Below are 22113 nucleotides of genomic sequence, written 5' to 3'. Positions count from 1 at the left end.
GACACGATCAACGCGGGCGATGGCGACAACGAGGTCACCGATGCCGGCGGCAACAACCGGATCACGGCTGGTCTTGGCGCCGATCGGATCACGACCGGCGCGGGCAATGACACGGTCAATGCTGGTGCGGGCACCAATGTGGTCCATGCCGGCGACGGAACCAACAGCGTCACGACCGGCGCGGGCAACGACACGATCACCACAGGCATCGGCAACGACACGATCCGGGCCGGGGCTGGTCTGAACGTCATCGATGCTGGCGATGGCGCTAACAACGTCACGACCGGCGCAGGCAACGATACGATCACCACGGGCATCGGCAACGACACGATCAACGCGGGCGATGGCGACAACGAGGTCACCGATGCCGGCGGCAACAACCGGATCACGGCTGGTCTTGGCGCCGATCGGATCACGACCGGCACGGGCAATGACACGATCAATGCTGGCGCGGGCACCAATGTGATCGATGCCGGCGACGGAACCAACAGCGTCAGGACCGGCGCAGGCAACGATACGATCACCACGGGCATCGGCAACGACACGATCAACGCGGGCGATGGCGACAACCACATCAGCGATGCTGGGGGCAACAACAGGATTACCACTGGTTCCGGATCGGATACAGTAAACGCGGGCGCCGGTGCGGATACGATAAACACTGGTGCGGGTGACGATTTCATCAATGCTGATCTCGGGAATGACGTCATCAATGCTGGCAGCGGCGACGACACGATCATTGGTGGAGCGGGTGCCGATAGGCTGTCCGGCGGACTTGGAGCCGACATATTTGTCTTGGACACTCTCGCTGTTGGAGTGTTCGACACCGTGGCTGATTTCGCGGCGTCGCAAGGCGACAGATTGAAGTTCGATAGTGGCGCGTTTGCTGGACTGGCGCATCTTGTGGGTGACGCTTCCGCTCTCGCACAGGCTTTGGTCGTCGGGAGAGATGCCGTCCCGCTGGACGACGATGACCGTCTGATCTTCGACACGAGGACGAAAGCACTGATCTATGACGTCGATGGAACGGGCGTTGAGGCAGGCGTACACGTCGCGACACTGACGGGAGTGGTGACTCTTTCCCCGTCACAGTTCTGGATCGCCTGAGCCCGCGCAGTGGTAACGCCAGGAGCGGTGGCCAAGTGACCTGGTGCGGTGACTGAGCGTTCGTTCGCGAGGATTCGACCGCGAGCATCGCCCTCGGTCACTCGGCCGTTACGCAACACCGAGGTCCCGAGGTCGTGCTGCTCAAGCTAACCTTGAAGCGCTCCGCAGGCCGCGCCTCGAGCCAATCGTGGCGGAGGCGGAGGGTGCCCGAGCGAACCTTCGCTTGCGCCGATCTGGAGCCGCGAGCCTCGGCCTCGGCCGGCCGCTCGCAGCGAGCTTGGTTCGCCTGTTCGCACGGTCCGCGCGACCTACTCCGCGAAGCGGCCGGTGGCGTCGCGATCTCGGTCGTAACGCCTTTGCAGCGGAAACGGTGGCAACCAGGACTCGCGACGGATGACCCAGCTTTCGTAGCTTGGCACCAGCAGGTCTGGGGCATCCAGGCATCCCAGGTGCACTTCAACGTCGTCTGCGCTGCGTGCGAACACGGACGAGCCGCAGCGGCCGCAGAAATGCCGTCCGGCGTAGTCGCGCGTCTGTCCATCGATCGTCACTGCATCCTCAGGGAACACCGCGGCTGCGTAGAAGAGGGCTCCGTGATGCTTGCGGCAGTCGAGGCAGTGACACAGGCCGACCCGGTAGGGGCGTCCCGACGCCACGATGCGGACGTCGCCGCACAGGCATCCGCCGGTGAACTGGTCCATCCTGCGATTCCTCTGAGGTCAGGCGGTCGGAAGAGCCATGGCGACCGGTACGGTTATTGCGATTGCCCGCTGCCGCCGGCCGGTGGCGGAGGGAGTGCGCCGGCATTCGAACCGTCACCGAGCCCACAACAACGGAGCGGCGCATGCGCAGCAGCAATGGCGGGTCATAGAATGACATGGGTGCCGCGTTACCCATCGAGTGCAGGTATCGTGCGCACTCGGTGCGCCATCCATCTACACTGGGGTAGCGGATATACATGGGCGAAGATCGGCCGCCCGGCACCAGAGGCGGAATGAGAGCCTCCTTCCGCGAGCTTGAACCTCGTGCGATCAACTGGATCTTCCCTTCCAGAAGGACCCCAACCTGCGCCTGCTCCGATAGCCTGCCGCGAGTGTCAGCGAAGACTACTTCTACTTTCCAGCATCCTTCTCGCGGACGCTCAACACCAAGTTCGGTCGCGACTGTTCGTTGTTCGCTGATGTCTGTCCAAGGTGTGGGACCGCGCACCACATAGCGCCCTCCATTTGTCCCTGGAGCGTTAGCCACAAATCTCTCAATCCCGCGCCGTCGCATGATATCGGGCCTGATCATGTAAGGTGTAGCGCCCTGGGCGGGATCCGCTGGAGGTGTCAGAACGAGCACGGGCAACGCATGCTCGGCCACTACTAGGCGTACGTAAAACGACTCTGGAACCGCTGCTCCTTGGTCAGCTGCCGTCGCCGTTTCCCGAGCGTTGGAAAGGGCCAAGAAGAACAAAAAGATTGCCCCGATGAAGGCGCAGGACGGCATGTCATTGTCGCGATCGCCGCATGCCAAAGAATCCTAACGGAAGAGATCGATCACCGTGTGGTTCCCGCCATATGCCGATACGCCCCGGGAGAAGTGCCCGAATGGCGTTTGAAGGCAGCGGAAAGGGCTGCTTCCGAGCCGTACCCAACCGCAGCGGCGATCTGAGCCAGGCCAGCTTGGCCGTTCTTCAGGAGCTTCTCGGCCTCGCGCATTCGGCGGCGAAAGAGGTAGTGCATCGGCGGCTCGCCTACTAACGAATGAAATCGATACGCAAATGCCGCCCGCGATTGTCGTGCCTCGTGGGCCAGTGACGCGACGGTCCAGTCCTCGCAGTACCTGTCGTGAATGGCTGCGAGTGCTCTCGCGACTCCGGGATCGCGCATTCCCTTCAGCCAACCGGACTGCTGCACGTCCTCAAGACCATGCCGTAAGGTCCGAACGACCAGAGCCGCCGACAGGCGTGCGAGCACGACGTCGCTTCCGGGCCCCGTTTCGAGAGCCTCCGCCGTGATGGTCTCGATATAGCCCCGCAACCAGCGGGCTGCGGCCTTGTCCGCTCCCGAGACGCGCACCATGCGCGGCAGGCCCTGAAGCGCCGGGTGATCCCGGTCGTTAAACACGAACGCGCCGCAAATGATGACCGTCTGCTCGCCGCTACCGCTGTGCACGAGGCGACCCCCATCGCTCGCGGCGCTAAGTTGAGTGGTCGGCGTGGGGGTTAATTTCCTTGCGTCGCGTGAGCGCAACACGTGCTGCTCGGCGCGCGGGGCGATGAGCAGGTCGCCTGTGTCGAGCGGTTGAGGCTCGTCATCTCGAAATACGATCTCGCAGCATCCCTTGGCCACAAAGTGGATGCCTCTCAGCCCTTCTTGATCGAATGAGATGGACCACGGAGCGGCAAGCTCAAGCCTCCGGTAACCGGCGGCGGCAAAGTCCATCTCACGAAATAGCGACGCTAGAACATCCACAGCCACTCGCAGTTCCAGACGCTGGATTAAGAACTTTAGACGCCAGCGAATGGAGAGACAAGCACCGTGCGGGTACCTGTGCGGCGTGATGCCATTCCGGCATCGCCGGCAGTTGAGGATCAAGAATACGATGTCTGCGATTAAGCTCTACACAAGCCCGCTGTGCCCCTACGCGCAACGGGTGAAGCTGGCCCTTTCCGAAAAAGGGCTTCTGGTCGATGAGATCTCCGTCGATCCGCGAAAAAAGCCCGACTGGTTCCTAACCATATCGCCGGGTGGAAGAACTCCGCTTCTTGTCCACAATGGTGTGCACATATCAGAATCCGCGGTTATCAACGAATACGTCGAGGAGGTCTTCCCCGAGCAACCGCTCCTGCCCAAGGCACCGGAGCAACGTGCGCTCGCCCGTGTCTGGATCTCATTCGCCGACTGGCGGATCTACGAGCCGACTCACCGCTTGCTGCTCTGCCGGAATCCCAATGAGCAGGACCGGCTTGCAAAGGAAATCGCCTCCGCGCTTCTCTTTCTCGAAAAGCATGCACTTGCGGCGCACAACGGTCCATACCTGCTTGGCGACGAGTTCAGCCTCGCGGACATTTCGCTTTTTGCTTGGTTTGAGCAAGTGGCCGTACCGGAACGCTTTCGCCAATTCCGTCTGCCCACGCCGTGCGAACGCATCTCCGCATGGCGAGTTGCCGTCGCTCGCCGTTCAAGTGTCAAGTCGGTGATGAAACACCCTGACTATTATCTGCAAGGGTATGCGCCGCTGTTTGATCAATTCGAGGCAGGAATGTTCGATGTTCCTCCGGCTAATCTGCATGTGACATCGGTTTGAGCAAGGTCTTCAGACACTGCGTGCTAGAAGCAATTCTCGTCGTCTGGCGCTTCGGATACGTCGGCTGTATTCGTCGCTCTCGCCACACTGTCCATGCAGACGATGCGCGCTTTTTAGGTCTCAGGAGGGCCGCGACGAGATCCGTGTCGGAAACCACGGCGAGTTCAAACATCGAGTTCGGGATGGGCATGGATAATTACCCGCGATTGCCCGAATCCTTTGGCGCGAGATCTCCGAAACCGTAGATATCGCGCGTCAGGGAGACCACCAGATACTGCATCTCGCAGCAAAACTCGAAGGTGGGGCTTCGAGGCGAACGGACGTTCGTCCCGTGTGACGATGACGAAATCCTCGTGCTAGGTGACGTCCGGCGAACGCGGCTCGGGACTTGGTCGATGGGCACGGTGGCGACGCCCAGAGTGCGCGATTCGCGGTTTTTGGGGATGGCAAAGAGCGAACGATCGACGTCTTGCCGGGCATAGGCGAAAGCTGCTGCATGACGACGTCGAAACCGGCGGACGAGACAACGCTCGTGGTCCCGCTCCAGCAGCTAGGCGATCGGCTCAGCGAATTCCACCGCTCGGTCGAACTTCACAGCGCCTATGGGAGCCCGCACGAACAGCGGGCTAATGAGCATCCGTCGGAGGCAGCCAAGGCAATGGCCGACCGCGGATCTCGAAGGTTCAACCGATCGGCCAGCCGGCCGCCATGGCGGTCCGCCAGAGCGGGTCGCTAGGAGAAATGCACCAAATGACAATCGGCGAGTTCAGCCACCTCTTCGAAGTTCCGGGCCACATCGCCTACTTCAACACGGCCTACAACGCGCCCTTGCTGCGAGCGTCGCGGCAAGCCTTGGAAGTGGCTGCGGGACTGAAGAGCCGCCCGTGGGAGCGGATGCCGGAGCATTTTTTTCAGGACGCCGAAGCAATTCGGCAGCATTGCTCCTCGCTCTTCGGAGGCGTGCCCGACAACTTCGCTATTATTCCCGCTGCGAGCTACGGCGTTAGCACCGCTGCGCGCATCATTGAGCCGCGCCTTCGGCGAGGGGACATCATATTGATGCTCGAGCAAGAGTTTCCTTCGAACGTTCTCCCGTGGTTGCGAGTGGCCGCGGAACGCGACGCTGAGATTGTGAGGGTCGAACGGCCTGAGGATGGAAACTGGACCCAGGCCGTCCTGGATCGGTTAGAATCACGGGCCCGCGTCGCTAGCCTACCGGCCTGCCACTGGACCGACGGGGCGCAACTGGATTTGGCGGCCATAAGTCGAGCCTGCCGCAGCAGGGATGTCGTCCTCTCGCTCGACGTTACACAGTCGCTCGGCGCTGTTCCGATCGACTTGGCGGACGTCCGGCCCGATTTCATGGTCGCCGCGGGGTACAAGTGGTTGTTGTGCCCTTATGGGGCGTCGTTCTTCTACGTAGATTCACGCTGGCACGGTGCGCGGCCGCTCGAGGAAGGCTGGTTGACGCGCGCCGGTTCTGAGAATTTCGCCGGTCTTGTGGAGTATCAGGAGAACTACCGTGCCGGAGCGCGACGGTTCGACGTTGGGGAGACCTGCGTAACGACCCTGCTTCCGGGTGCGATTGAAGCGCTCACGCAAATCGAGCGTTGGGGAATTGCGAAGATCACCGGAGAGCTCGACAAGATAACCGGACGTATCGAGCGAGCAGTCGAAGACCTCGGCTACGGGGTTCTAGCGCGTGACCACCGCAGTCCACATATTCTCGGACTGACGTGCAAGGAACCGCAAAGGCTTATCGGACTGTTAAGGGCAAACAACGTCTATGTCAGCCAGCGCGGAGAGGCGGTTCGTATAGCGCCGCATCTGCATATCACCGAAGCTAATATTGAAAGACTGATAGAGTCCTTCCACCAAGCCGTGTCAGTTGCGCGGTAGGGGCGTCCATGATTGGAACTCTTGGCTGTAGGGTTGCCCCCGTGATGAGGTGTGTGAGCGCCCTGATCTCCTGAGCGCGTGCGAGCCGCGGTCAGTTTGTCACGCGGGGCAGGCTGACGTTCGGACCATCGCTGATGGGGCGAGCGTCTCCAGGCTCATGTAGCGGGGTTGGACTGCCAATTTGTCGCTCTGCTCGAGCAGGATGGCGCCGACGAGGTGGGTGACGGCGACGCAAGCTCCTGCGCGCAGCACTGACAGCCCCCTGGTCGTCGTATCTCGAATGGGTGCAGGGCGAATGGGCGGAGAGTGCCGACACGGCCGAAGGCCGCTTCGCCCATCGGGTCGCTGACAAGCCAGGCGGCAAGTTGCCCGAGGCAGACGACCTCGAGGATGACGCGCGCATCCACGCTCACTCCGTCACGCTTTCGTCGGAGCGGCTTGGCGTCATCGCGAAGCTCGATCTCGTCGAAGGCGAGGGCGGATGCGTCCGCCCGGTGGACTACAAGCGCGGTCGCCGCCCGCATGTTGAGAAATCAGCCCATCTCCCCGAGCGGGTTCAGCTTGGCATCCAGATCCTGCTTCTGCGCGAGCATGGATATGCCTGCGACGAAGCGATCCTCTACTTCGCCGAGAGCCGCGAGCGCGTCACCGTGCTGCTCGATGACGAGCTGCACGCGGCGGTCACCTCTGCCGTTCATGGACTTCGGCTCATGGCAGCGTCGGGGCGCATTCCGCCGCCGCTCGAGGACAGCCCGAAATGCCCGCGCTGTTCCCTCGTCGGCATCTGTCTGCCCGATGAAGTGTCATGGTTGCGCAACGGTCGGATCGAGCCTCGCCCGTTTGCGGTTGCGCGTGCCGAGGCGCTGCCGCTCGTGGTGCAGGAGCATCGCGCGAGGATCGGCAAGGACGGTGAGACGCTTGTCGTCACGGTCGAGGGCGAGAAGGCTTGCACCGCGCGCCTTGCCGATGTGTCGCAGGTCGCGATCTTCGGTCAGGCTGCGCTGACGACGCCTGCGTTGCACGAGCTCATGCGTCGCGAGGTCCCCGTCACGTGGCACAGCGCGGCTGGGTGGTTCATGGGGCATACGTTTGGTCTCGGGCACCGCAATGTCGAGCTGCGAACTCATCAGTGGCGCCAGAGTTTCGAGGCTCCATTCTGCCTACGATTCGCGCGCGGAGTCGTTGCGGCAAAGATTCGCAATGCGCGCACGCTCGTCCGCCGCAACCGGCGCGGTGGCGAGCCGGCGGACGAGTTGCTCGCCCTGCTCGACCGCGATCGTGAACAGGCCGAAGCCGCGCATGATCTTCCCACACTTCTCGGGGTCGAGGGGTTGGCAGCGCGCCGCTACTTCGCCGGTTTCGCGCAATGCCTCGCCGAGGACAGCCAAGGTCGGCGGCGGTTCGATTGGGACGGGCGAAACCGTCGCCCACCGACCGACCCGATCAACGCGCTGCTCTCGTTCACCTACGCGATGCTGGTGCGTGCGTGGACGGTTCAGCTCTCCGCGGTCGGGCTCGATCCGTATCGTGGCTTCTACCATCAGTCGCGATACGGCCGCCCGGCGCTCGCGCTCGACATGATGGAGCCGTTCCGGCCCCTGGTGGCGGACTCGGCCGTTCTGCTCGCGTGCAACAACGGTGAGATCGGGCCTGGTGACTTCATCGCGCGCGCTGGCGCGGTTGCGCTGACACCTTCTCGCCGCAAGGCGATCATCGCCGCGTTCGAGCGGCGGCTCGACCAGGAGATCACCCATCCCCTGTTCGGCTATCGCGTTGCGTATCGTCGGCTGTTCGAGGTTCAGGCGCGGCTGCTCGGGCGCTTCCTGGCGGGTGAGATTCCAGACTTGCCGCACATCATAACGCGTTAGGGCATCACGGATGCGCAGCGCTGACCACCTCTACGTCGTGACCTATGACGTGCGCGATCCGAAGCGATGGCGGCGGTTGTACAAGGCGATGCAGGGGCGTGGCGCGTGGCTTCAGCTCTCGGTGTTTCAGGCACGGCTGTCACGTCGCGGCCTCGCGGATCTAAGGGAGGCGGTGAGCGCAGTCATCAAGCATGACGAGGACCACGTCATGATCCTTGACCTGGGGCCTGCCGACGACGTGAAGCCACGTGTCTCGAGCCTTGGAAAGACCTTTGAGCCCGTGTCGCGCCATACCATCATTGTGTGACTGTGCGGCTGAGGGTGGCTGGACCTCGCCGTGCTGCCGCGAGCGCTCCGGTGCCCGCAGCAGTGTGGGCAGTGCTCGCAGGGGCTCTTTGACATGGTGGATCAGGAGGTTGAGCCTTGCGGGCGAGCCGTTGGCTCGTCTAGCTGACTGGGCTTTTCCGAGCGAATGGCCGAGCTCTCGCGAAGTGCCTTGTACGTCGTTGTCTTTGACTGCCATTTTCGGGGCAGGCTCTTCCCCGGCACTCGTGCCGGGGCCTCATTGAAGCTCGAACTCGATGTCTGTCTCGCCGCCGTTCGGCCAGGCTCTCTTCCCCGGCACTCGTGCCGGGGCCTCATTGAAGCTTCTCATGCGCCTTCGCGAGCGCGTCGAGCCATCGCCTCTTCCCCGGCACTCGTGCCGGGGCCTCATTGAAGCAGCGAGTTCTCGGCCTACACCAGCGGCGGCAGGTGGTCGACCTCTTCCCCGGCACTCGTGCCGGGGCCTCCTTGAACACTGTCTGCCGCGAAGAGAGAGAGAGTCGATGCGCGGTTCTCCCCCAGCTCCACTGGACCTCCAAATTGACCTGCGAACCTCCGAAAACCAGTGCGGCCATATGCTTATGATTTCGCAGCGATCTTACCGGTTTACCGGATCATGCAGGTCAACAGCTTTGGAGAGAACTGGCCGCCAGAGAGCCGAGTTTCGCCGGTGCTCGGAAGTGGCGGTCACAAGGTCAGTGGCGAGAACCGCGGGAAACTTGCCGTTCCGGCCCGTCTCAGCTCCGCCGGAGAGCGCGCCTCGATAGCCGGCTGGCGGAGGGAGTGGGATTCGAACCCACGATACCGTCTCCGGTATACCCGCTTTCCAGGCGAGCGCCTTAGACCACTCGGCCACCCCTCCGGCGGGCGGCACATAAGCAACTCCGATGGCCCGGGGCAACCCCGATGCGACGGGGCTAGGCCCCACCGACGAGCGACCCACCCCGGGCGATGACGCGGCCGCCGGAAACCACCAACTGCCTTGGCGACCGGGACACCACGGCCTCCGCCACGGTTTCGGCCTCGACGAGAACGACGTCGGCCCTCGCGCCGGGCTCCAGCACGTGCCCGTCGAAGCCGCAGCCCCTGGCGCCCGCCGCGCTCACCGTCTCGAGCGCCCAGAGAAGTTCCTCGTCCCGCCTGAGGTTGCTCCTGAGCCCGACGATCATCGCCCGCTCGAGCATGTCTGGCGTGCCGTAGGGGCCCCAGGTGTCGCGCATCCCGTCATTGCCCGCGAACAGCGTCACGCCTGCGGCGCGGCACATCGGCACCGTCGGAACCGGGCGTGATGGGGCGGCGGTGGTGGCGATCGAAACCTCCCACTGCGCCATTCGCGCGAGAAGTGCATCGCGCTGGGCGGGCTCGATCATCGCGAGGCAGAAGCCGTGACTGATCACGACGCTGCCGCGCATGCCGAGCGCTGCCGTGCGCTCGAGGATGAGATCGAGAGAGAAGGCGCCCATCTCGCCTGGCTCGTGCAGGTGGATGTCGACCGGCTTGCCATGTTTCTGAGCCAGCCCGAACACCACGTCGAGATGGCGCACGGGGTCACGGTCGATCCCGCATGGATCGAGGCCGCCGACCACGTCTGCCCCCGCCGTCATCGCTTCGTCGAGCAGCCTGTCCGTGCCAGGCATGCGCAGAATGCCCGATTGCGGGAAGGCAACGACCTGCATGCGCTGGATGGGCGCCATGGTCCCGCGCGTCGCGATTACCCCGTGGAGGTGCTTCAGCCCCGCATCGGTGTCGACATCGACGAAGGTGCGCACCGAGGTCGTGCCGTTCGCAAGAAGCCGCCGCGCCATGGCCAGGGAGGCTGCGCCGGCGTCATGGTTGGTCTCGGCGCGATAGCGGCGCTCGTTGTCGATCTTGTCGGTGAGGTTCGGGCCGACATCGTTGCGGTACCAGCCAAGGCCCCATAGCGTCTTGTCCAGGTGGGAATGGCCTTCGACAAGCCCCGGCAGCGCGAGAAGTCCCCGACCTTTCTCCACGTCCGCGCCGGCCGGCGCGGCGCTCGAGGGGCCGATCGCCGCGATTCTGCCGCCCTCGATGAGGATATCGCAGGCAGCCTCCCCGAGCGGGCGGACATTGCGGATCAGCACCGTATTCAACTCCCTGCTCCCAGAACCCAGCTTCGGAAGAGTGCGAGGTCGATATTGCCGCCGCACAGGATGAGCCCGATGCGCTTTCCCGCGAGGCGGCCGCGCTCGGCGAGCGCCGCGGCCAGCGGAGCCGCGCCGGCGCCCTCGGCGAGATTATGCGTGTCGGTCCAGTACGCGCGGATCGCCTCGGCCACCTGGTCGTCGCTCACCGTCACGATGCGCGCAGCACCACGCAGGATGATGGCGAGCGCCTCCGGGTCAGGCATCCGCGTTGCCATGCCGTCAGCGTTCGTCGTCGCGCGCTCGGTCTGCACCACGCGGCCTGCTGCGAAGGAGAGGGCATAGGCGTTCGCCCCATCGCTCTGCACGCCGACGATCTCTGTCGCAAGCCCGAGGGCGTCGCGCGCCACAATCAGGCCGCAGATGCCGCTGCCGAGCCCCACCGGCACATAAACCGCCTCGAGCGGTGGCGCTGCGCGGAAAAGCTCCAGAGCGTAGCTCGCCACGCCGGCGACGAGGTCCGGCGCGAAGGATGGCGCGAAGACCAGGCCCTCCCGCTTCGCGAGCGCCTCGGCGTGGAGGCGTGCCGCATCGAAATCCTCGCCATGTTCGACGAGCCGCGCACCGAAGGCCCGCATCGCGGCGTTCTTCTCGGTGCTGTTGCCGTAAGGCACGACGATCGTGACCGGCACGCCATGACGCGCCCCGGCATAGGCGAGGCTCTGGCCGTGATTGCCGCGCGTCGCGCTGACGATGCCGGGAACGTCCGGCCGCGCTGCCTTCAGCCGCTGCACGTAAACGAGCCCGCCCCGCACCTTGAAGGCACCTGTCGGCGTGTGGTTCTCGTGCTTGACCCAGGCTTCCGCGCCGAGGCGGGCGGAGAGAAGGGGCCAGGCATATTGAGGTGTCGGCGGCATGGCGGCATGGACGATCCGCTGCGCCGCCTCGAGGGTGTCGAGATCGAGCATCGCAGCAGGCTAGCCGCGTTCTGCGCGCGGGGCCATCCATGCTGCCGCCTGGGCCGCCCTACGCGCAGTCGCCGAGATGCGACGCGGCGTCGACGCCAACGCTCGCCGCTGCCTCGGCGAGTTCCGCCCTGGTTCCTGCATCGAGCGCGAGCCCTTCGCCGAGCAGCCGTGCGCGCCGCATCCGCTCGGGCTCGCCAGGCAGCATGATCTCCTTGCCTTCTCCGCGCTCCGACGTCACCCACGCAAGCAGCGCGTCGCGACGCTCCGCATAGGCCGCCTCGCCCCCGAGTGCGCCAGGGTCGAGGATGACCGAGAGCATGGAGTTCGTGATTGCAGGCGACGGCTCGCCGCGCTGCGTCTCCGCGCCCAGCAGGGCGCCGGCAAGCATTTCGCAGGCGAGGGCGAGCCCGAAGCCCTTGTGCTCGCCGAAGGGAAGCAGCGCTCCAGGCGGCGCGGCGAAGAGCGCCGCGGGATCGTCGGTCTCGCGGCCTTCGGCATCGAGCAGGATGCCAGGAGGCACGCGCTTGTTCGCGCGGCGCGCGACCTGGACCTTGCCGACAGCCCAGCGGCTCGTCGCGAAGTCGACGATCACCGGCTCGCCCTCGCCGCAGGGGAACCCGGCCGCGAACGGGTTGGTGCCGAGCCGGGCCTTCGTTCCCCCGAACGCCGCGACCGCCGCGTGCGCGGGGACGTTGACGAAATGGATGGATACGAGCCCGGCAGCCGCGCACTGCTCGGCCCAGGCGCCGATGCGGCCGATATGGTAGCTGTCGCGCAGCGCGACGATGGCGGCCCCCTCGCGTCTCGTTCGTGCGATGCCGAGATCCATCGCCGCACTGGCCATCGCCGCGCCCGCGCCGTTGCCGCCGTCGCAGACGAGAACCGAGCCGCTGTCGCGCATGACCGCGAGACGATGGTTCAGCCGAAGATCGCCACGCGCGACGGCGGCGAGGTAGCCGCGCACGAGCCCGACGCCGTGCGAATCATGGCCGGCGAGGTTGGACGCGACGAGGTGATGCGCGATCAGCCCTGCCTCCCCGGCGGCCGAGCCGGCGGCTCGGAAGATGGCCGCGACATAGTCTTCCAGGCGGGCGGCAGGCACTGCCATGCGTGGTTTGTCCCACCTCACAGTCAGATCGCCACCGTCAGCCCGCCGTCGACCGTCACGATGCTGCCTGTCGCGTAGCCTGAGGCCGGCGAGGCGAGATAGAGCGCGGCGGTGGCGAGTTCGTCGGGGGTGCCCCAGCGCCCCATCGGCGTGCGCGAGGCGATGCGGGCCTCGAAGCCCGTGTCCGACTGGCGCGTCGCCGCATTGCCGTCGGTGAGGAAATAGCCTGGCGCGATGGCGTTGACCGTGATGCCCATCGGCGCAAGCTCGACGGCGAGAACCCGCACCAGGCCGAACAGACCGGTCTTCGCCGACGCATAGCCGACCATGCCCGGTCGAACGACCATGCCGTTGATCGATGAGGTGAAGATGATGCGGCCGCCCCCGGCATCGGCCATGTGGCGCGCTACCGCGCGCGCGAGGCGGAAGCCGGCGGTGAGATCGGTCGCGATCACGCGGGCCCAGTCCTCGTCCGTCTGTTCGAGGGCTGGCTTGCGCACCGTGGTCGCCGCATTGGCGATCAGGATGTCGAGACGGCCGTGCTGTTCGACGACCTGCGCGACGGCGGCATCGCAGGCGGAGGGGTCGGCGACGTCGAAGCACAGCGCGGCGGCCTTGAGGCCTTCGCGCGTCAGCTCCGCCGCGCGGGAAGCAAGCGTTTCGGCATTCCGTGCGTTCAGCGCGACCGTCGCGCCCGCCGCGGCAAGCGCCTGCGCCATCGCCCATCCCAGCCCGCGCGACGAGCCGGTGACGAGGGCGACGCGGCCGGCGAGGCCGAACAGCGAGGCGGGCGAGAGGCGCTGCGCGATGGAACCGCCTGTCATCGGTGCCCTCACTGGAAGTCGATGCGCGGGTCGATGTAGACGTAGAGCACATCGACGGCGAGGTTGATCAGGACGTAGATCAGCAGGATCACCAGGATGGCGCCCTGGATCAGCGGATAGTCGCGCGTGCTGATCGCCTGGATCACGAGGCGGCCGAGGCCGGGATAGGTGAACACCGATTCCGTGACGACCGTGCCGCCGATGAACCCGGCAAGCGCGATGCCCACGATCGTGATGAATGGCAGAAGCGCATTGCGCATCACGTGCCGGACGACGATCGTGCGTTCCTTCAGTCCCTTCGACCGCGCGGTGCGGACGTAGTCGGAGTTCAGCTCGCCGATCAGCGACCCGCGCAGGAACCGCGCGAAGATGCCCGACACGTAGAGGCCGAGCGTCAGCGCCGGCAGGATCGTGTTTCGCACCGCCTGGACTGGGTCGCTCCAGAACGGCACGTAGCCGGATGCCGCCGGCAGCAGGCGGAGCTCGACCGCGAAGAGCAGGATGAGCAGGATGCCGACCCAGAAGGTCGGCACGCCAAGCGCCAGCGCGCTCCATCCGCTCAGCGCACGGTCGAGCCACGAGCCCTGGGCAAGCGCGCTGCCGAGCGCGATGGGGATGCCGAGAGCGAGGCCGATGACGGTGGCAAGCGCGGCGAGCTGGAGCGTTGCCGGCAACCGTTCCGTGATCAGCTTCAGCACCGGCTCGCGGCTGTGCAGCGACAGCCCCAGATCGCCACCGAGGGCGCGCAGGAGCCAGTCGCCGTACTGGACGATGATGGGGCGGTCGAGGCCGAACTGCTTCGTCACCGCCTCGATCTGTTCCGCTGTTGCGTTCTCGCCGACGAGCACGCCGACCGGCCCGCCCGGAACGGCATACATCATGGCGAAGATCAGCGCGGAGGCGCCGAGCAGGACGGGCAAGAGCTGCGCGAGGCGGCGGAGAACGAAGGCGATCATGGGCTCTCGACCGGCCGTGCCAGTGGCGCGTCACGGCCCTCGAGGACGGACGAGAGAGCACGCCCGATCGTGTCGAAGGCGAGGATGGTCACGGTCAGCACGAGCCCTGGCAACACCGCATAGGTGGGCGCCTCGTAGAGATACTCCTTGCCTGTCCGCAGCATCTCGCCCCAGCTCGGCGTCGGCGGCGGGATGCCGACACCGAGGAAGGCGAGTGCCGCTTCGAGCAAGATCGCCACCGAGGACAGCACCACCATCTGCGTGAGGATCGGGCTCCACGAATTCGGCAGGATGGTGCGCGTCAGGCTGTAGGCAGGCGTGCCGCCGAATGCCTCGACCGCGGTGACGAAGTCGCGCCTCCTCAGGGAGAGCACCTGCGCGCGGGCGACGCGCGCGAAAGTCGGCACGCCGGTGAGCCCGACCGCGACCAGCGCCGCGGCCTGGCTTCTTCCGAGCACGGCGATGAGCGCGAGTGCGAGCATGATGCCGGGAAGTGCAAGCAGGAGATCGACGATGCGCATCAGCACGGCATCGCGCCAGCCGCCGAAGAAGCCTGCGACGAGCCCCATTGGCACGCCGATCGAGGCGGCAAGCGTGACTGCGCCAGCCGCCGTGACGAGCGAGGTGCGCGCGCCATAGACCGCCCGGGCCAGGATGTCCCGGCCGAGCTCGTCTGTGCCGAACGGGTAGTCGCGCGAGAGGCCTTCCAGCATGCGCACGAGATCCTGCGCGAGCGGGTCGAGCCCCAGGAGGGGCGCGAGGATCGCGGCCACGGCGAGCGCGGCGAGCCAGGCGAGTGCGACGGCCGCAGCAGGCTGCGCGAACACGCGCTGGGCGACGTGCCTTGCGGAGACGAGCATCCCGCTCATGGCGCGGCACCCATAGCGTGGCGCAGTGGCGCGTCAGGCTCGAGCGGGCCCGCATGATGGCAGGCGACGCGCGTCTCGCTGTCGCCATGGCGGGCGAAGTTGGGCGCCTCCCGGACGCACAGCGCCGAGGCGCGGAAGCAGCGCGGGTGGAAGTGGCAGCCCGGCGGGGGCGCGGCCGGGTTGGGGATCTCGCCCTCGAGGATGATGCGTCGCCGCCCGGCAGCCTCGCTCACGTCCGGCGCAGGGACGGCCGAGAGCAGTGCCTGCGTGTAGGGGTGCGTCGGCGCGTCATAGAGGGTCCGCTTGTCGCTCTCCTCGACGATCCGGCCGAGATACATGACCGCGACGCGGTCGGAGACGTGCTTCACGATCGACAGGTCGTGCGCGATGAACAGGTAGGCGAGGCCGAGCTCGCGCTGGAGGTCCTGCAGCAGGTTGACGATCTGCGCCTGGATTGAGACGTCGAGCGAGGCGACGGGCTCGTCGAGGATCAACAGCTTCGGCTTAAGGGCGAGCGCGCGGGCGATGCCGATGCGCTGCTTCTGCCCGCCCGAGAACTCCCGCGGCAGCCTGTGCGCGGCGGAGGCGGGAAGGCCCACCACGTCAAAGAGCTGAGCGATCCACCGCGCGCCGCCCATCTCGTCGTATAGCCCATGGATGCGCAGCGGCTCGGCCACCGCGTCGCCCACGTTCAGCATCGGGTTCAGCGACGAGTAGGGGTCCTGGAACACGTACTGCATTCGCCGCCGCACCGGCCGCAGCGCCATCCTGTCGAGGCCGGAGATCGCCTTGCCGTCGAACACGACGCGGCCAGCCGTTGCCGGAACGAGGCCCATGATGGTTCGGCCGGTCGTCGTCTTGCCGCAGCCGGATTCGCCGACAAGCCCGAGGGTTTCGCCCGCCGCGAGCCTTAGGCTGACGCCATCGACGGCGCGCACCGTGCGCACCACGCGTCGCAGCAGGCCCGCGCGGATCGGGAAATGCACGACGAGGTTCTCGACCTCGAGAAGCGGCGCTGCCGCGCGGGTCGGTTCCGGCTCTGCAGGTTGGGCCGCGACCGACGCGGCCTGCGCCGGAGGCCGCACTTCATCGGCGAAATGGCACGCTGCGGCTCGCCCCGGCGCGAGCGGGCGGAGCGGTGGTTCCTGCTCAGCGCACAGCGCACGGTCACCGCCTATGGCGCACCGGGGGCGGAAGCTGCAGCCCGGCGGCAGCGCGCCGGGGTTCGGCGGCTGCCCTGGAATGGGATCGAGCCTCCCTCCGGTCGCGTCGATGCGCGGTGCGCTTCTCAGCAACGCTGCGGTGTAGGGATGCCGAGGGTGGGAGAAGATCTCGCGCACCGTTCCGGTCTCGACGATACGCCCCGCGTACATCACCGCGACACGGTGCGCGACCTCCGCAACCACGCCGAGATCATGCGTGATCAGAACGACTGCCGCGCCGGTTTCCTTCTGCCGCCTCGCGAGCAGGTCGAGCACCTGTGCCTGCACGGTCACGTCGAGCGCGGTCGTCGGCTCGTCGGCGATGATCAGCCTCGGCCGCCCCGCCATCGCCATGGCGATGACCGCGCGCTGCCGCATCCCGCCGGAGAACTGGTGCGGATACTGGCTCGCGCGGCTCGACGGATCGGCGATGTCGACCTCGCACAGAAGGGCGACGGCGCGGGCCGGCGCATCGCGCTGGCTCAGCCGGCCATGCGCGATCTCGCCTTCGGTGATCTGCCGCCCGATCGGCAGGAGCGGGTTCAGCGTCGTGCTCGGATCCTGGAACACGACGCCGATGTCGTTTCCCCGCATGCGCCGCAGCGTATCGGCTGGCGCGCCGAGAACGCTTTGCCCGGCAAGCGTGATCGTGCCGCTGACCTGCGCCGATTCCGGAAGCAGCGCCGCGGCGGCAAGCGCCGTCACGCTCTTGCCGGAGCCCGACTCCCCGACGATGCCGAGCACCTCGCCCTCGTGCACGTCGAGATCGACGCCGCGCACGGCGCGCAGCGGTGCATCCGCGCCCGGAAAGGTGACGGCGAGCGACCGGATCGACAGAACCGGTTCGGGCATCAGGCCTCGCTCGTCACCCACGCGCGCCGCGGCGGCGCCCGCCCCTCACCGCCTGACGGCTGTCGTGCGGAGGACGAGCATGTTGTCCATGTCCAGCGTGAAGCCGGAGACGTTCTTCGCCGTGACGATCAGGCCTGGGTTGTAGGTGTTGGTCGGGATGCCGAAGGACGTCTCGACGAGGACCTTGTTGAGGTGGTCATACGCCGCCTTCACCTCGGGGCCGGAGCCGAGCGTTGTGTTGATCCGCTCGATGGCCGCGACGTATTCGGGGAAGGGGTGCGGCTCGCCGAGGATCGGGTTGTTCGCGGTGCGGTAGATGCTGTTGGTGGCGACGCGCGAAGGGAATTTCTGGATGTTGCCGACGCCGCCGAAGATCGTGTCGAACCGGCCCTTCAGCATGGAATCGACCAGCTCTGCGCCCTCCTTCATGTCGAGCTCGATGTTGATGCCGACGCGGCGGAGCGTGTTCTGCACGACCTGGCTGATCGCGACATCCGGCTGGCTCCCGGCGTTGACGACGAGCTTCCAGTCGCTCATTTCCGCCTGGCTGAGCCCCGAGCGCTGCAGCAGTTCACGCCCCTTCTCGATGTTGAAGGCATAGGTCTGCGCATAGCTCGGATCGTAGGCCGGGCTCGAGGGCGCCCAGGGAAGTGCTACGACCTGGCCGAGTCCCGCATAGCCGACGCGGAGGATGCCCTCGCGGTCGATCAGGTAGTTGAAGGCTTGGCGGAACTGGGCGTTGCGGAAGGGGCCGCGCGTGGTGTTGATGCGGAACACCTGCACGAGCGGTCCGGGCCCGTCGAGCACAGGGTAGCCCTGGGATTTGAGTCGCGCGGCGCTGCGCGAGGAACCACCATAGATGACATCGACGCCGCCCGATTCGAGCGAGGCAGTCGCCGCCGCGTCCTGCGAGAAGATCGTGAACACGACCTCCTTGGTCACGGGTTCGCCCTGGCGCCAGTAATCCGGGTTGGCGACGAGGCGGATGCGCTGGCCCACCGCGCGCTCTGCGAGCTTGTAGGCCCCGGTTCCGGCAGGCGTCTGCTCGACGGTCGCGATGCCCGCCGGGTCGATGACGGCGATGAACTGCAGGAGGTCGGTGATCTGCCGGTCGGGCACCGGCCCCTTCATGTTCAGCCGGATCGTCTGCGGATCGACAACCGTCCAGTCCTGGACGATCGACATCGTCGGGTAGAGGTTCTTGCCTAGGCTCGGGTCGGCCGCCTTCTTCAGCGTCGTCGCCACCGCCTCGGCAGTCAGCGGATTGCCGCTGTGGAACTTCACCCCACGGCGAAGCGTCACGGTCACGGATCGGCTGTCGGGCGCAATCGTCCATGCCTCGGCAAGGCTCGGCTCGGCGCGGCCTTCCGGCGTGTACTCGATCAGCGTGTCGTAGAGGTTCTTGATCAGGCTCGCGTTGACGAAGGAGAACTGGTGCGGATCGTAGTTGGCGATGTCGGTGAGAAGCGCGATGCGCAGGGTTCCCGGCGCCGCCGTCTGGGCCGCGGCGGGCAGCGCCGCGCCAAGCGGCAGGCCGACGGCGAGGGCGCCAAGCAGGCTGCGGCGGTCGGTCGTCAATACGGTCATCGTGGCCTCCTTCTGATCGTTTCTTGTCCCTTGCCGCGGCCGCGCCGCCTCAGGCGGAGCGTCGCGTTGCGGGAGAGGTTCGCGGCGCGTCCCACCGCTCCATCCGCTCGAGAGGGTAGATCGGACGGGGCAGCCGCTTCCAGGGAAGCGTGAACACGTCCGATTGGCCGGGCCCGCGCGTGTCGGCCCGGATCACCCGCTTCGTCATCGAGGCAAAGTACTGGAAGTTCGATGCGGTCTTGAGAACGACCATCTTCGCGTCCTGGGGCTCGATGCCGAAGGCGCGGTACACGTCGGGGAGGTTGCCGGCGACGCCGCGCAGCTCGCTCACCAGGAGCGTTACCGGCCCGATCTCGAGAACCGCCGTGCGGCCCATGTCGATCTCGGCATCCTGGTAGCCCCGCACCGGCACCTTGCCGCCGCCGAGCCGCCGCACCGTGCCGGTGACGTCGATGGGCGAGAAGAACGCCGTCGCCGTCTCGCCGCCGACCGGAAGCGTTACCGTCGCGCCCTCGCCAGCCTCGAACAGCCGAGCGACGACGCCGGGGGCGACCATCGGCACGAGAGCCGGGCCGCGGATGCGGAGCCGAAGCATCGCCTCGAGCAGGAGATTGCTGTCACCGGCCGCACCGCCGAACACGGTGTCGCCCGTGTCGCTCAGCACGATCACGCCCTCGGGCGCCGCATCGGCCTCGAGCACGGCTTCGTCGATGCCGATCGCCTCGCGGACGAGGAAGTCATCGCGCAGCGACCAGGCGAGCGCGGCGAGCTCGTCTGCGAGCGTCTCGGCGAGCGCCTGGTCGCCATTCGTCACCACGACGGCCGTCCAGCCGCCCTCGTCGACGTCCAGCCAGGGCTGCATCGGGAACGGTACGGCCTGGAGAACCCGAGGGTCATCCTCCATCGCGCGGGCCCGGTCGAACCACGTCTTCATCGGGCCATGGGCGGTGAGGAACTGCTCCTGGTGCGTCACGAGCGGGATCTTGCGCATGACCATGCGCGGTGAGAGCCGCTCCGACAGGATGCGCAGGAGAAGCCGCGTGCCTATCAGCCCCGTGTCGAACTGATCATGCGGCTGGGTCCTGTGACCGACGATGGCGGTGACGGAGCCGACCATGCGCCGCGTGACGTTGGCGTGGTGGTCGAGGCCGAGCAGGATCGGCACGTCCGGCCCGAGGATCTCGCGGCAGAGTGCGGCCTGGACGCCTTCGACATCATCCTCGCCCTCCGCGGCGCAGGCACCGTGCAGGTAGAGCGCAAGCCCGTCGAGCCGCCCCGCGGCGGAGAGGCCTTCGCGGATACGGTCGAGGAAGAACTGGTGAGACTCGCGATCGATCCGTCCGCCGGCGACGGCATGCGCGCGGACGATCGGCACCGTCTCGACGGCGAGGCCGGACTCCGCCACGGCGCGCAGGTGGCCTGCGACCTGGCCGGTGCTGCCCGCCTTCTCGATCACCTCCGCGCCCTGGTGGAGCCCGAAAGCACGGTAGTCGGCCAGCGTCGTCAGGCGCGGGTTGAAGTCGTTCGTCTCCTGCGAGACGTGGATGAGCCCGATACGGAGCGTCATGACGCCGCCTCGAGCGGGAGCGCGTCGAGTGGGGCGAGGGGCCGCCGCGCCTTGCGGTAGGTGACCTTCAGCGGGTCGTGGGGGAACGGTCCGCCGCTGTCGAGATAGTGGATCGCTGCCATCACGTTCGCGAAGGCGGCGGCGAAATGGTTCGATGACTTCACGATGACCATCTTCTTCCGCGAGAGATCGATTCGGAGCTCGGTGAAGGCCGCCGGGCTGAAGGTCTGCGAGCGCTTGCTTCCGAGAACGATGTCGAGATTGCCGATCGTCACCGCCGCCGCGGCGCCGAGCGAGACGCGGCTCTGCTCGAAGGGGATGACGAGGTCGTCCGTCACGCTTCGGACGCGCACATGGGCATCGACAGGCGGGCCCGACACGGGCGTTGCCTTGCCGCCGATGCGAAGCCAAAGCTCGGCGCCGGGCCCGGCGGCGTGGCAGAGCGACACGGCGATGGGGTCCCACAGCACGCCGACGGCGGCTGCCATGTCGGGGTGGTCCAGCAGTGCGGCGATGGCGGCGGTGCCATCTCCCGGCACGCCGCCGCCCGGGCTGTCCCAGCGGTCGCCGAAGGCGATCGGGTGCGCGGGGGCGGACCGTGTCAGCGCGATCGCTTCCTCCGGCGTGTAGTGTGGCGGGGTGGCGGCGCGGGCGAAGCCGATGACCTCCCGGCCGAGCTGCTCGGCAAGAGCCCTCGCCTTCGGCCTGTCGTCATCGGTGATCGCCAGCGTGCGGGTGCCGACCTCGGGCACGTCGCCTGCCGAGAAACCATGCGCGATCGAGATGGAGAGGATGCCGTCCTTCCCCTCCATCGCCATCAGCCGATCCACGAAGGCGCGGCCCTGCGGACGGTTCGTCATGTAACCGCCGCCGAGGGTCCGGCAATCGTAGAGCGCCATGGTGGGCCGTATCTCTCCCCGTGCGGTGCGAAGTGCCAGATCGACGAGATCGTCGGCCCTTGCGAGGAAATCGGTGTGTGGGAACTCCTTGAACAAAACGACGAGGTCGCAGGCGGCGACGCGCTTCTCCGTGAGATGGCAATGGAGGTCATACTCGGCGCCGATCACCGTGTGCGGCCCGGTGATCTCCCGGGCCCGGGCAAGTAGGTCGCCCTCGCAATCATCGTAGCCATCGGCCACCATCGCGCCGTGCAGCCCGAACAGGGCGATGTCGAGCGGCAGTGCGGCGCGAAGCTGACCGAGGATCTCGTCGCGGAGACTCTCATAGGCGGCGCGCGAGACGAGCCCGGCCGGCTCGGCCCAGGCGCTCGTTCCCTCGATCAGCGTGAAGCCATCCGTCGCGGCGCGGCGGCGCGCGGCCACCACCGGGGCTGAACAGAGCGTCGGCGTGTCGGGGTGTTTTCCCGGCGGCGCGTAGAAGGCCTGCTCGAAGGCCGAGCGGTCGACAGGCAGGGGGGCGAAGGTGTTCGTCTCTGTCGCAAGCGAGGCGACGAACATGCGCATCGGCACGTCCCCTCCGAAGCATTCCCGATCAACCAGCCCACGCCGGCCTGCCGATGCGGGTGCGCAATGCTCACGCCGGTGCCGAGGCGTGTCAATCGCCAATACGCCGCCGCCGACCCTTGA

Annotated in this window: 17 protein-coding genes, 1 tRNA gene and 1 pseudogene; 5 read left to right on the top strand and 14 right to left on the bottom strand. The window is 66.7% G+C overall.

Going from position 1 to position 22113, the window contains the following annotated elements; all coding sequences use genetic code 11:
• The coding region (locus FIF60_RS03130) for a calcium-binding protein (RefSeq protein WP_144183721.1) at positions 1-1107 on the top strand (1107 nt) is incomplete at its 5' end.
• Positions 1108-1415: 308 nt separating this feature from the next.
• Here FIF60_RS03130 and FIF60_RS03125 read toward each other — a convergent pair.
• On the bottom strand, positions 1416-1808 hold the full coding sequence (locus FIF60_RS03125; RefSeq protein ID WP_144183719.1) for a GFA family protein: 393 nt from the start codon (positions 1806-1808) through the stop codon (positions 1416-1418).
• Positions 1809-2648: 840 nt separating this feature from the next.
• Positions 2649-3566 (bottom strand): AraC family transcriptional regulator, encoded by a 918-nt coding sequence (locus FIF60_RS03120; RefSeq protein WP_275426704.1) that lies wholly within the window; start codon positions 3564-3566, stop codon positions 2649-2651.
• A 130-nt stretch (positions 3567-3696) separates the two neighbouring features.
• Here FIF60_RS03120 and FIF60_RS03115 point away from each other — a divergent pair, with 130 nt between their 5' ends.
• A complete protein-coding gene (locus FIF60_RS03115) occupies positions 3697-4401 on the top strand; it encodes a glutathione S-transferase family protein (protein ID WP_158639044.1) in 705 nt (234 codons plus the stop codon).
• A 750-nt stretch (positions 4402-5151) separates the two neighbouring features.
• The gene (locus FIF60_RS03110; protein WP_158639043.1) at positions 5152-6300 is read left to right on the top strand and encodes an aminotransferase class V-fold PLP-dependent enzyme; all 1149 of its coding nucleotides are present in this window, start codon (positions 5152-5154) and stop codon (positions 6298-6300) included.
• 91 nt (positions 6301-6391) lie between these two features.
• Here the strand turns inward: FIF60_RS03110 and FIF60_RS22435 are convergent.
• Positions 6392-6525 (bottom strand): annotated as a pseudogene (locus FIF60_RS22435) (IS256 family transposase); the annotation flags it as partial.
• Between the two features lie 59 nt (positions 6526-6584).
• Between FIF60_RS22435 and cas4g/cas1g the strand changes: the two are divergent.
• Together cas4g/cas1g and cas2 are read left to right on the top strand one after the other, a co-directional pair.
• The gene (gene cas4g/cas1g / locus FIF60_RS03100) at positions 6585-8168 is read left to right on the top strand and encodes a CRISPR-associated endonuclease Cas4g/Cas1g (RefSeq protein ID WP_239451470.1); all 1584 of its coding nucleotides are present in this window, start codon (positions 6585-6587) and stop codon (positions 8166-8168) included.
• Between the two features lie 10 nt (positions 8169-8178).
• Complete coding sequence (cas2, locus tag FIF60_RS03095) at positions 8179-8475, top strand: CRISPR-associated endonuclease Cas2 (protein ID WP_144183710.1); 297 nt, start codon at positions 8179-8181, stop codon at positions 8473-8475.
• A 789-nt stretch (positions 8476-9264) separates the two neighbouring features.
• Here cas2 and FIF60_RS03090 read toward each other — a convergent pair.
• From FIF60_RS03090 to FIF60_RS03040, 11 genes are all read right to left on the bottom strand, one after another.
• Positions 9265-9354 (bottom strand) — tRNA-Ser (locus FIF60_RS03090).
• Positions 9355-9409: 55 nt separating this feature from the next.
• On the bottom strand, positions 9410-10594 hold the full coding sequence (locus tag FIF60_RS03085) for an amidohydrolase family protein (RefSeq protein WP_239451469.1): 1185 nt from the start codon (positions 10592-10594) through the stop codon (positions 9410-9412).
• A 5-nt stretch (positions 10595-10599) separates the two neighbouring features.
• Entirely contained in the window at positions 10600-11562 is a 963-nt protein-coding gene (locus FIF60_RS03080; protein ID WP_144183706.1) for a threonine dehydratase, read from the bottom strand.
• A gap of 58 nt (positions 11563-11620) precedes the next feature.
• Positions 11621-12670 (bottom strand): malate/lactate/ureidoglycolate dehydrogenase, encoded by a 1050-nt coding sequence (locus FIF60_RS03075; protein ID WP_144183705.1) that lies wholly within the window; start codon positions 12668-12670, stop codon positions 11621-11623.
• 23 nt (positions 12671-12693) lie between these two features.
• Positions 12694-13494, bottom strand: coding sequence for an SDR family NAD(P)-dependent oxidoreductase (locus tag FIF60_RS03070; protein ID WP_144183703.1), 801 nt, complete (start codon positions 13492-13494; stop codon positions 12694-12696).
• Positions 13495-13502: 8 nt separating this feature from the next.
• Positions 13503-14450: an ABC transporter permease gene (locus FIF60_RS03065; RefSeq protein WP_144183701.1), complete on the bottom strand. Its 948-nt coding sequence runs from the start codon at positions 14448-14450 to the stop codon at positions 13503-13505.
• Complete coding sequence (locus FIF60_RS03060; protein ID WP_144183699.1) at positions 14447-15319, bottom strand: ABC transporter permease; 873 nt, start codon at positions 15317-15319, stop codon at positions 14447-14449. The genes FIF60_RS03065 and FIF60_RS03060 overlap by 4 nt, the downstream gene beginning before the upstream one ends.
• Complete coding sequence (locus FIF60_RS03055; protein WP_144183697.1) at positions 15316-17373, bottom strand: ABC transporter ATP-binding protein; 2058 nt, start codon at positions 17371-17373, stop codon at positions 15316-15318. The genes FIF60_RS03060 and FIF60_RS03055 overlap by 4 nt, the downstream gene beginning before the upstream one ends.
• 45 nt (positions 17374-17418) lie before the next feature.
• Positions 17419-18960 carry an ABC transporter substrate-binding protein gene (locus FIF60_RS03050; protein ID WP_144183695.1) on the bottom strand — a complete coding sequence of 514 codons (1542 nt, stop codon included), beginning with the start codon at positions 18958-18960 and terminating at the stop codon, positions 17419-17421.
• Between the two features lie 49 nt (positions 18961-19009).
• A complete protein-coding gene (locus FIF60_RS03045; RefSeq protein ID WP_144183693.1) occupies positions 19010-20527 on the bottom strand; it encodes a M81 family metallopeptidase in 1518 nt (505 codons plus the stop codon).
• On the bottom strand, positions 20524-21990 hold the full coding sequence (locus FIF60_RS03040; RefSeq protein ID WP_144183691.1) for a M81 family metallopeptidase: 1467 nt from the start codon (positions 21988-21990) through the stop codon (positions 20524-20526). Before FIF60_RS03040 ends, FIF60_RS03045 begins: the two co-directional genes overlap by 4 nt.
• Between the last annotated feature and the right edge of the window lie 123 nt (positions 21991-22113).

It is taken from the genome of Elioraea rosea (genome assembly GCF_007644105.1).
In the GTDB taxonomy this organism is placed as follows: domain Bacteria; phylum Pseudomonadota; class Alphaproteobacteria; order Acetobacterales; family Acetobacteraceae; genus Elioraea_A; species Elioraea_A rosea.
The sequence above is the reverse complement of the archived record's forward strand: the minus strand, read 5'-3'. Positions and strand labels throughout refer to the sequence as shown.

Coding starts and splice junctions, on each gene's coding strand:
- FIF60_RS03125 (WP_144183719.1), bottom strand. CDS start 1,808: ATGGACCAGTTCACCGGCGGATGCCTGTGCGGCGACGTCCGCATCGTG.
- FIF60_RS03060 (WP_144183699.1), bottom strand. CDS start 15,319: ATGAGCGGGATGCTCGTCTCCGCAAGGCACGTCGCCCAGCGCGTGTTC.
- FIF60_RS03050 (WP_144183695.1), bottom strand. CDS start 18,960: ATGACCGTATTGACGACCGACCGCCGCAGCCTGCTTGGCGCCCTCGCC.
- FIF60_RS03110 (WP_158639043.1), top strand. CDS start 5,152: ATGACAATCGGCGAGTTCAGCCACCTCTTCGAAGTTCCGGGCCACATC.
- FIF60_RS03080 (WP_144183706.1), bottom strand. CDS start 11,562: ATGCTCGATCTCGACACCCTCGAGGCGGCGCAGCGGATCGTCCATGCC.
- FIF60_RS03040 (WP_144183691.1), bottom strand. CDS start 21,990: ATGCGCATGTTCGTCGCCTCGCTTGCGACAGAGACGAACACCTTCGCC.
- FIF60_RS03065 (WP_144183701.1), bottom strand. CDS start 14,450: ATGATCGCCTTCGTTCTCCGCCGCCTCGCGCAGCTCTTGCCCGTCCTG.
- FIF60_RS03075 (WP_144183705.1), bottom strand. CDS start 12,670: ATGGCAGTGCCTGCCGCCCGCCTGGAAGACTATGTCGCGGCCATCTTC.
- cas2 (WP_144183710.1), top strand. CDS start 8,179: ATGCGCAGCGCTGACCACCTCTACGTCGTGACCTATGACGTGCGCGAT.
- FIF60_RS03115 (WP_158639044.1), top strand. CDS start 3,697: ATGTCTGCGATTAAGCTCTACACAAGCCCGCTGTGCCCCTACGCGCAA.
- FIF60_RS03045 (WP_144183693.1), bottom strand. CDS start 20,527: ATGACGCTCCGTATCGGGCTCATCCACGTCTCGCAGGAGACGAACGAC.
- FIF60_RS03070 (WP_144183703.1), bottom strand. CDS start 13,494: ATGACAGGCGGTTCCATCGCGCAGCGCCTCTCGCCCGCCTCGCTGTTC.
- FIF60_RS03055 (WP_144183697.1), bottom strand. CDS start 17,373: ATGCCCGAACCGGTTCTGTCGATCCGGTCGCTCGCCGTCACCTTTCCG.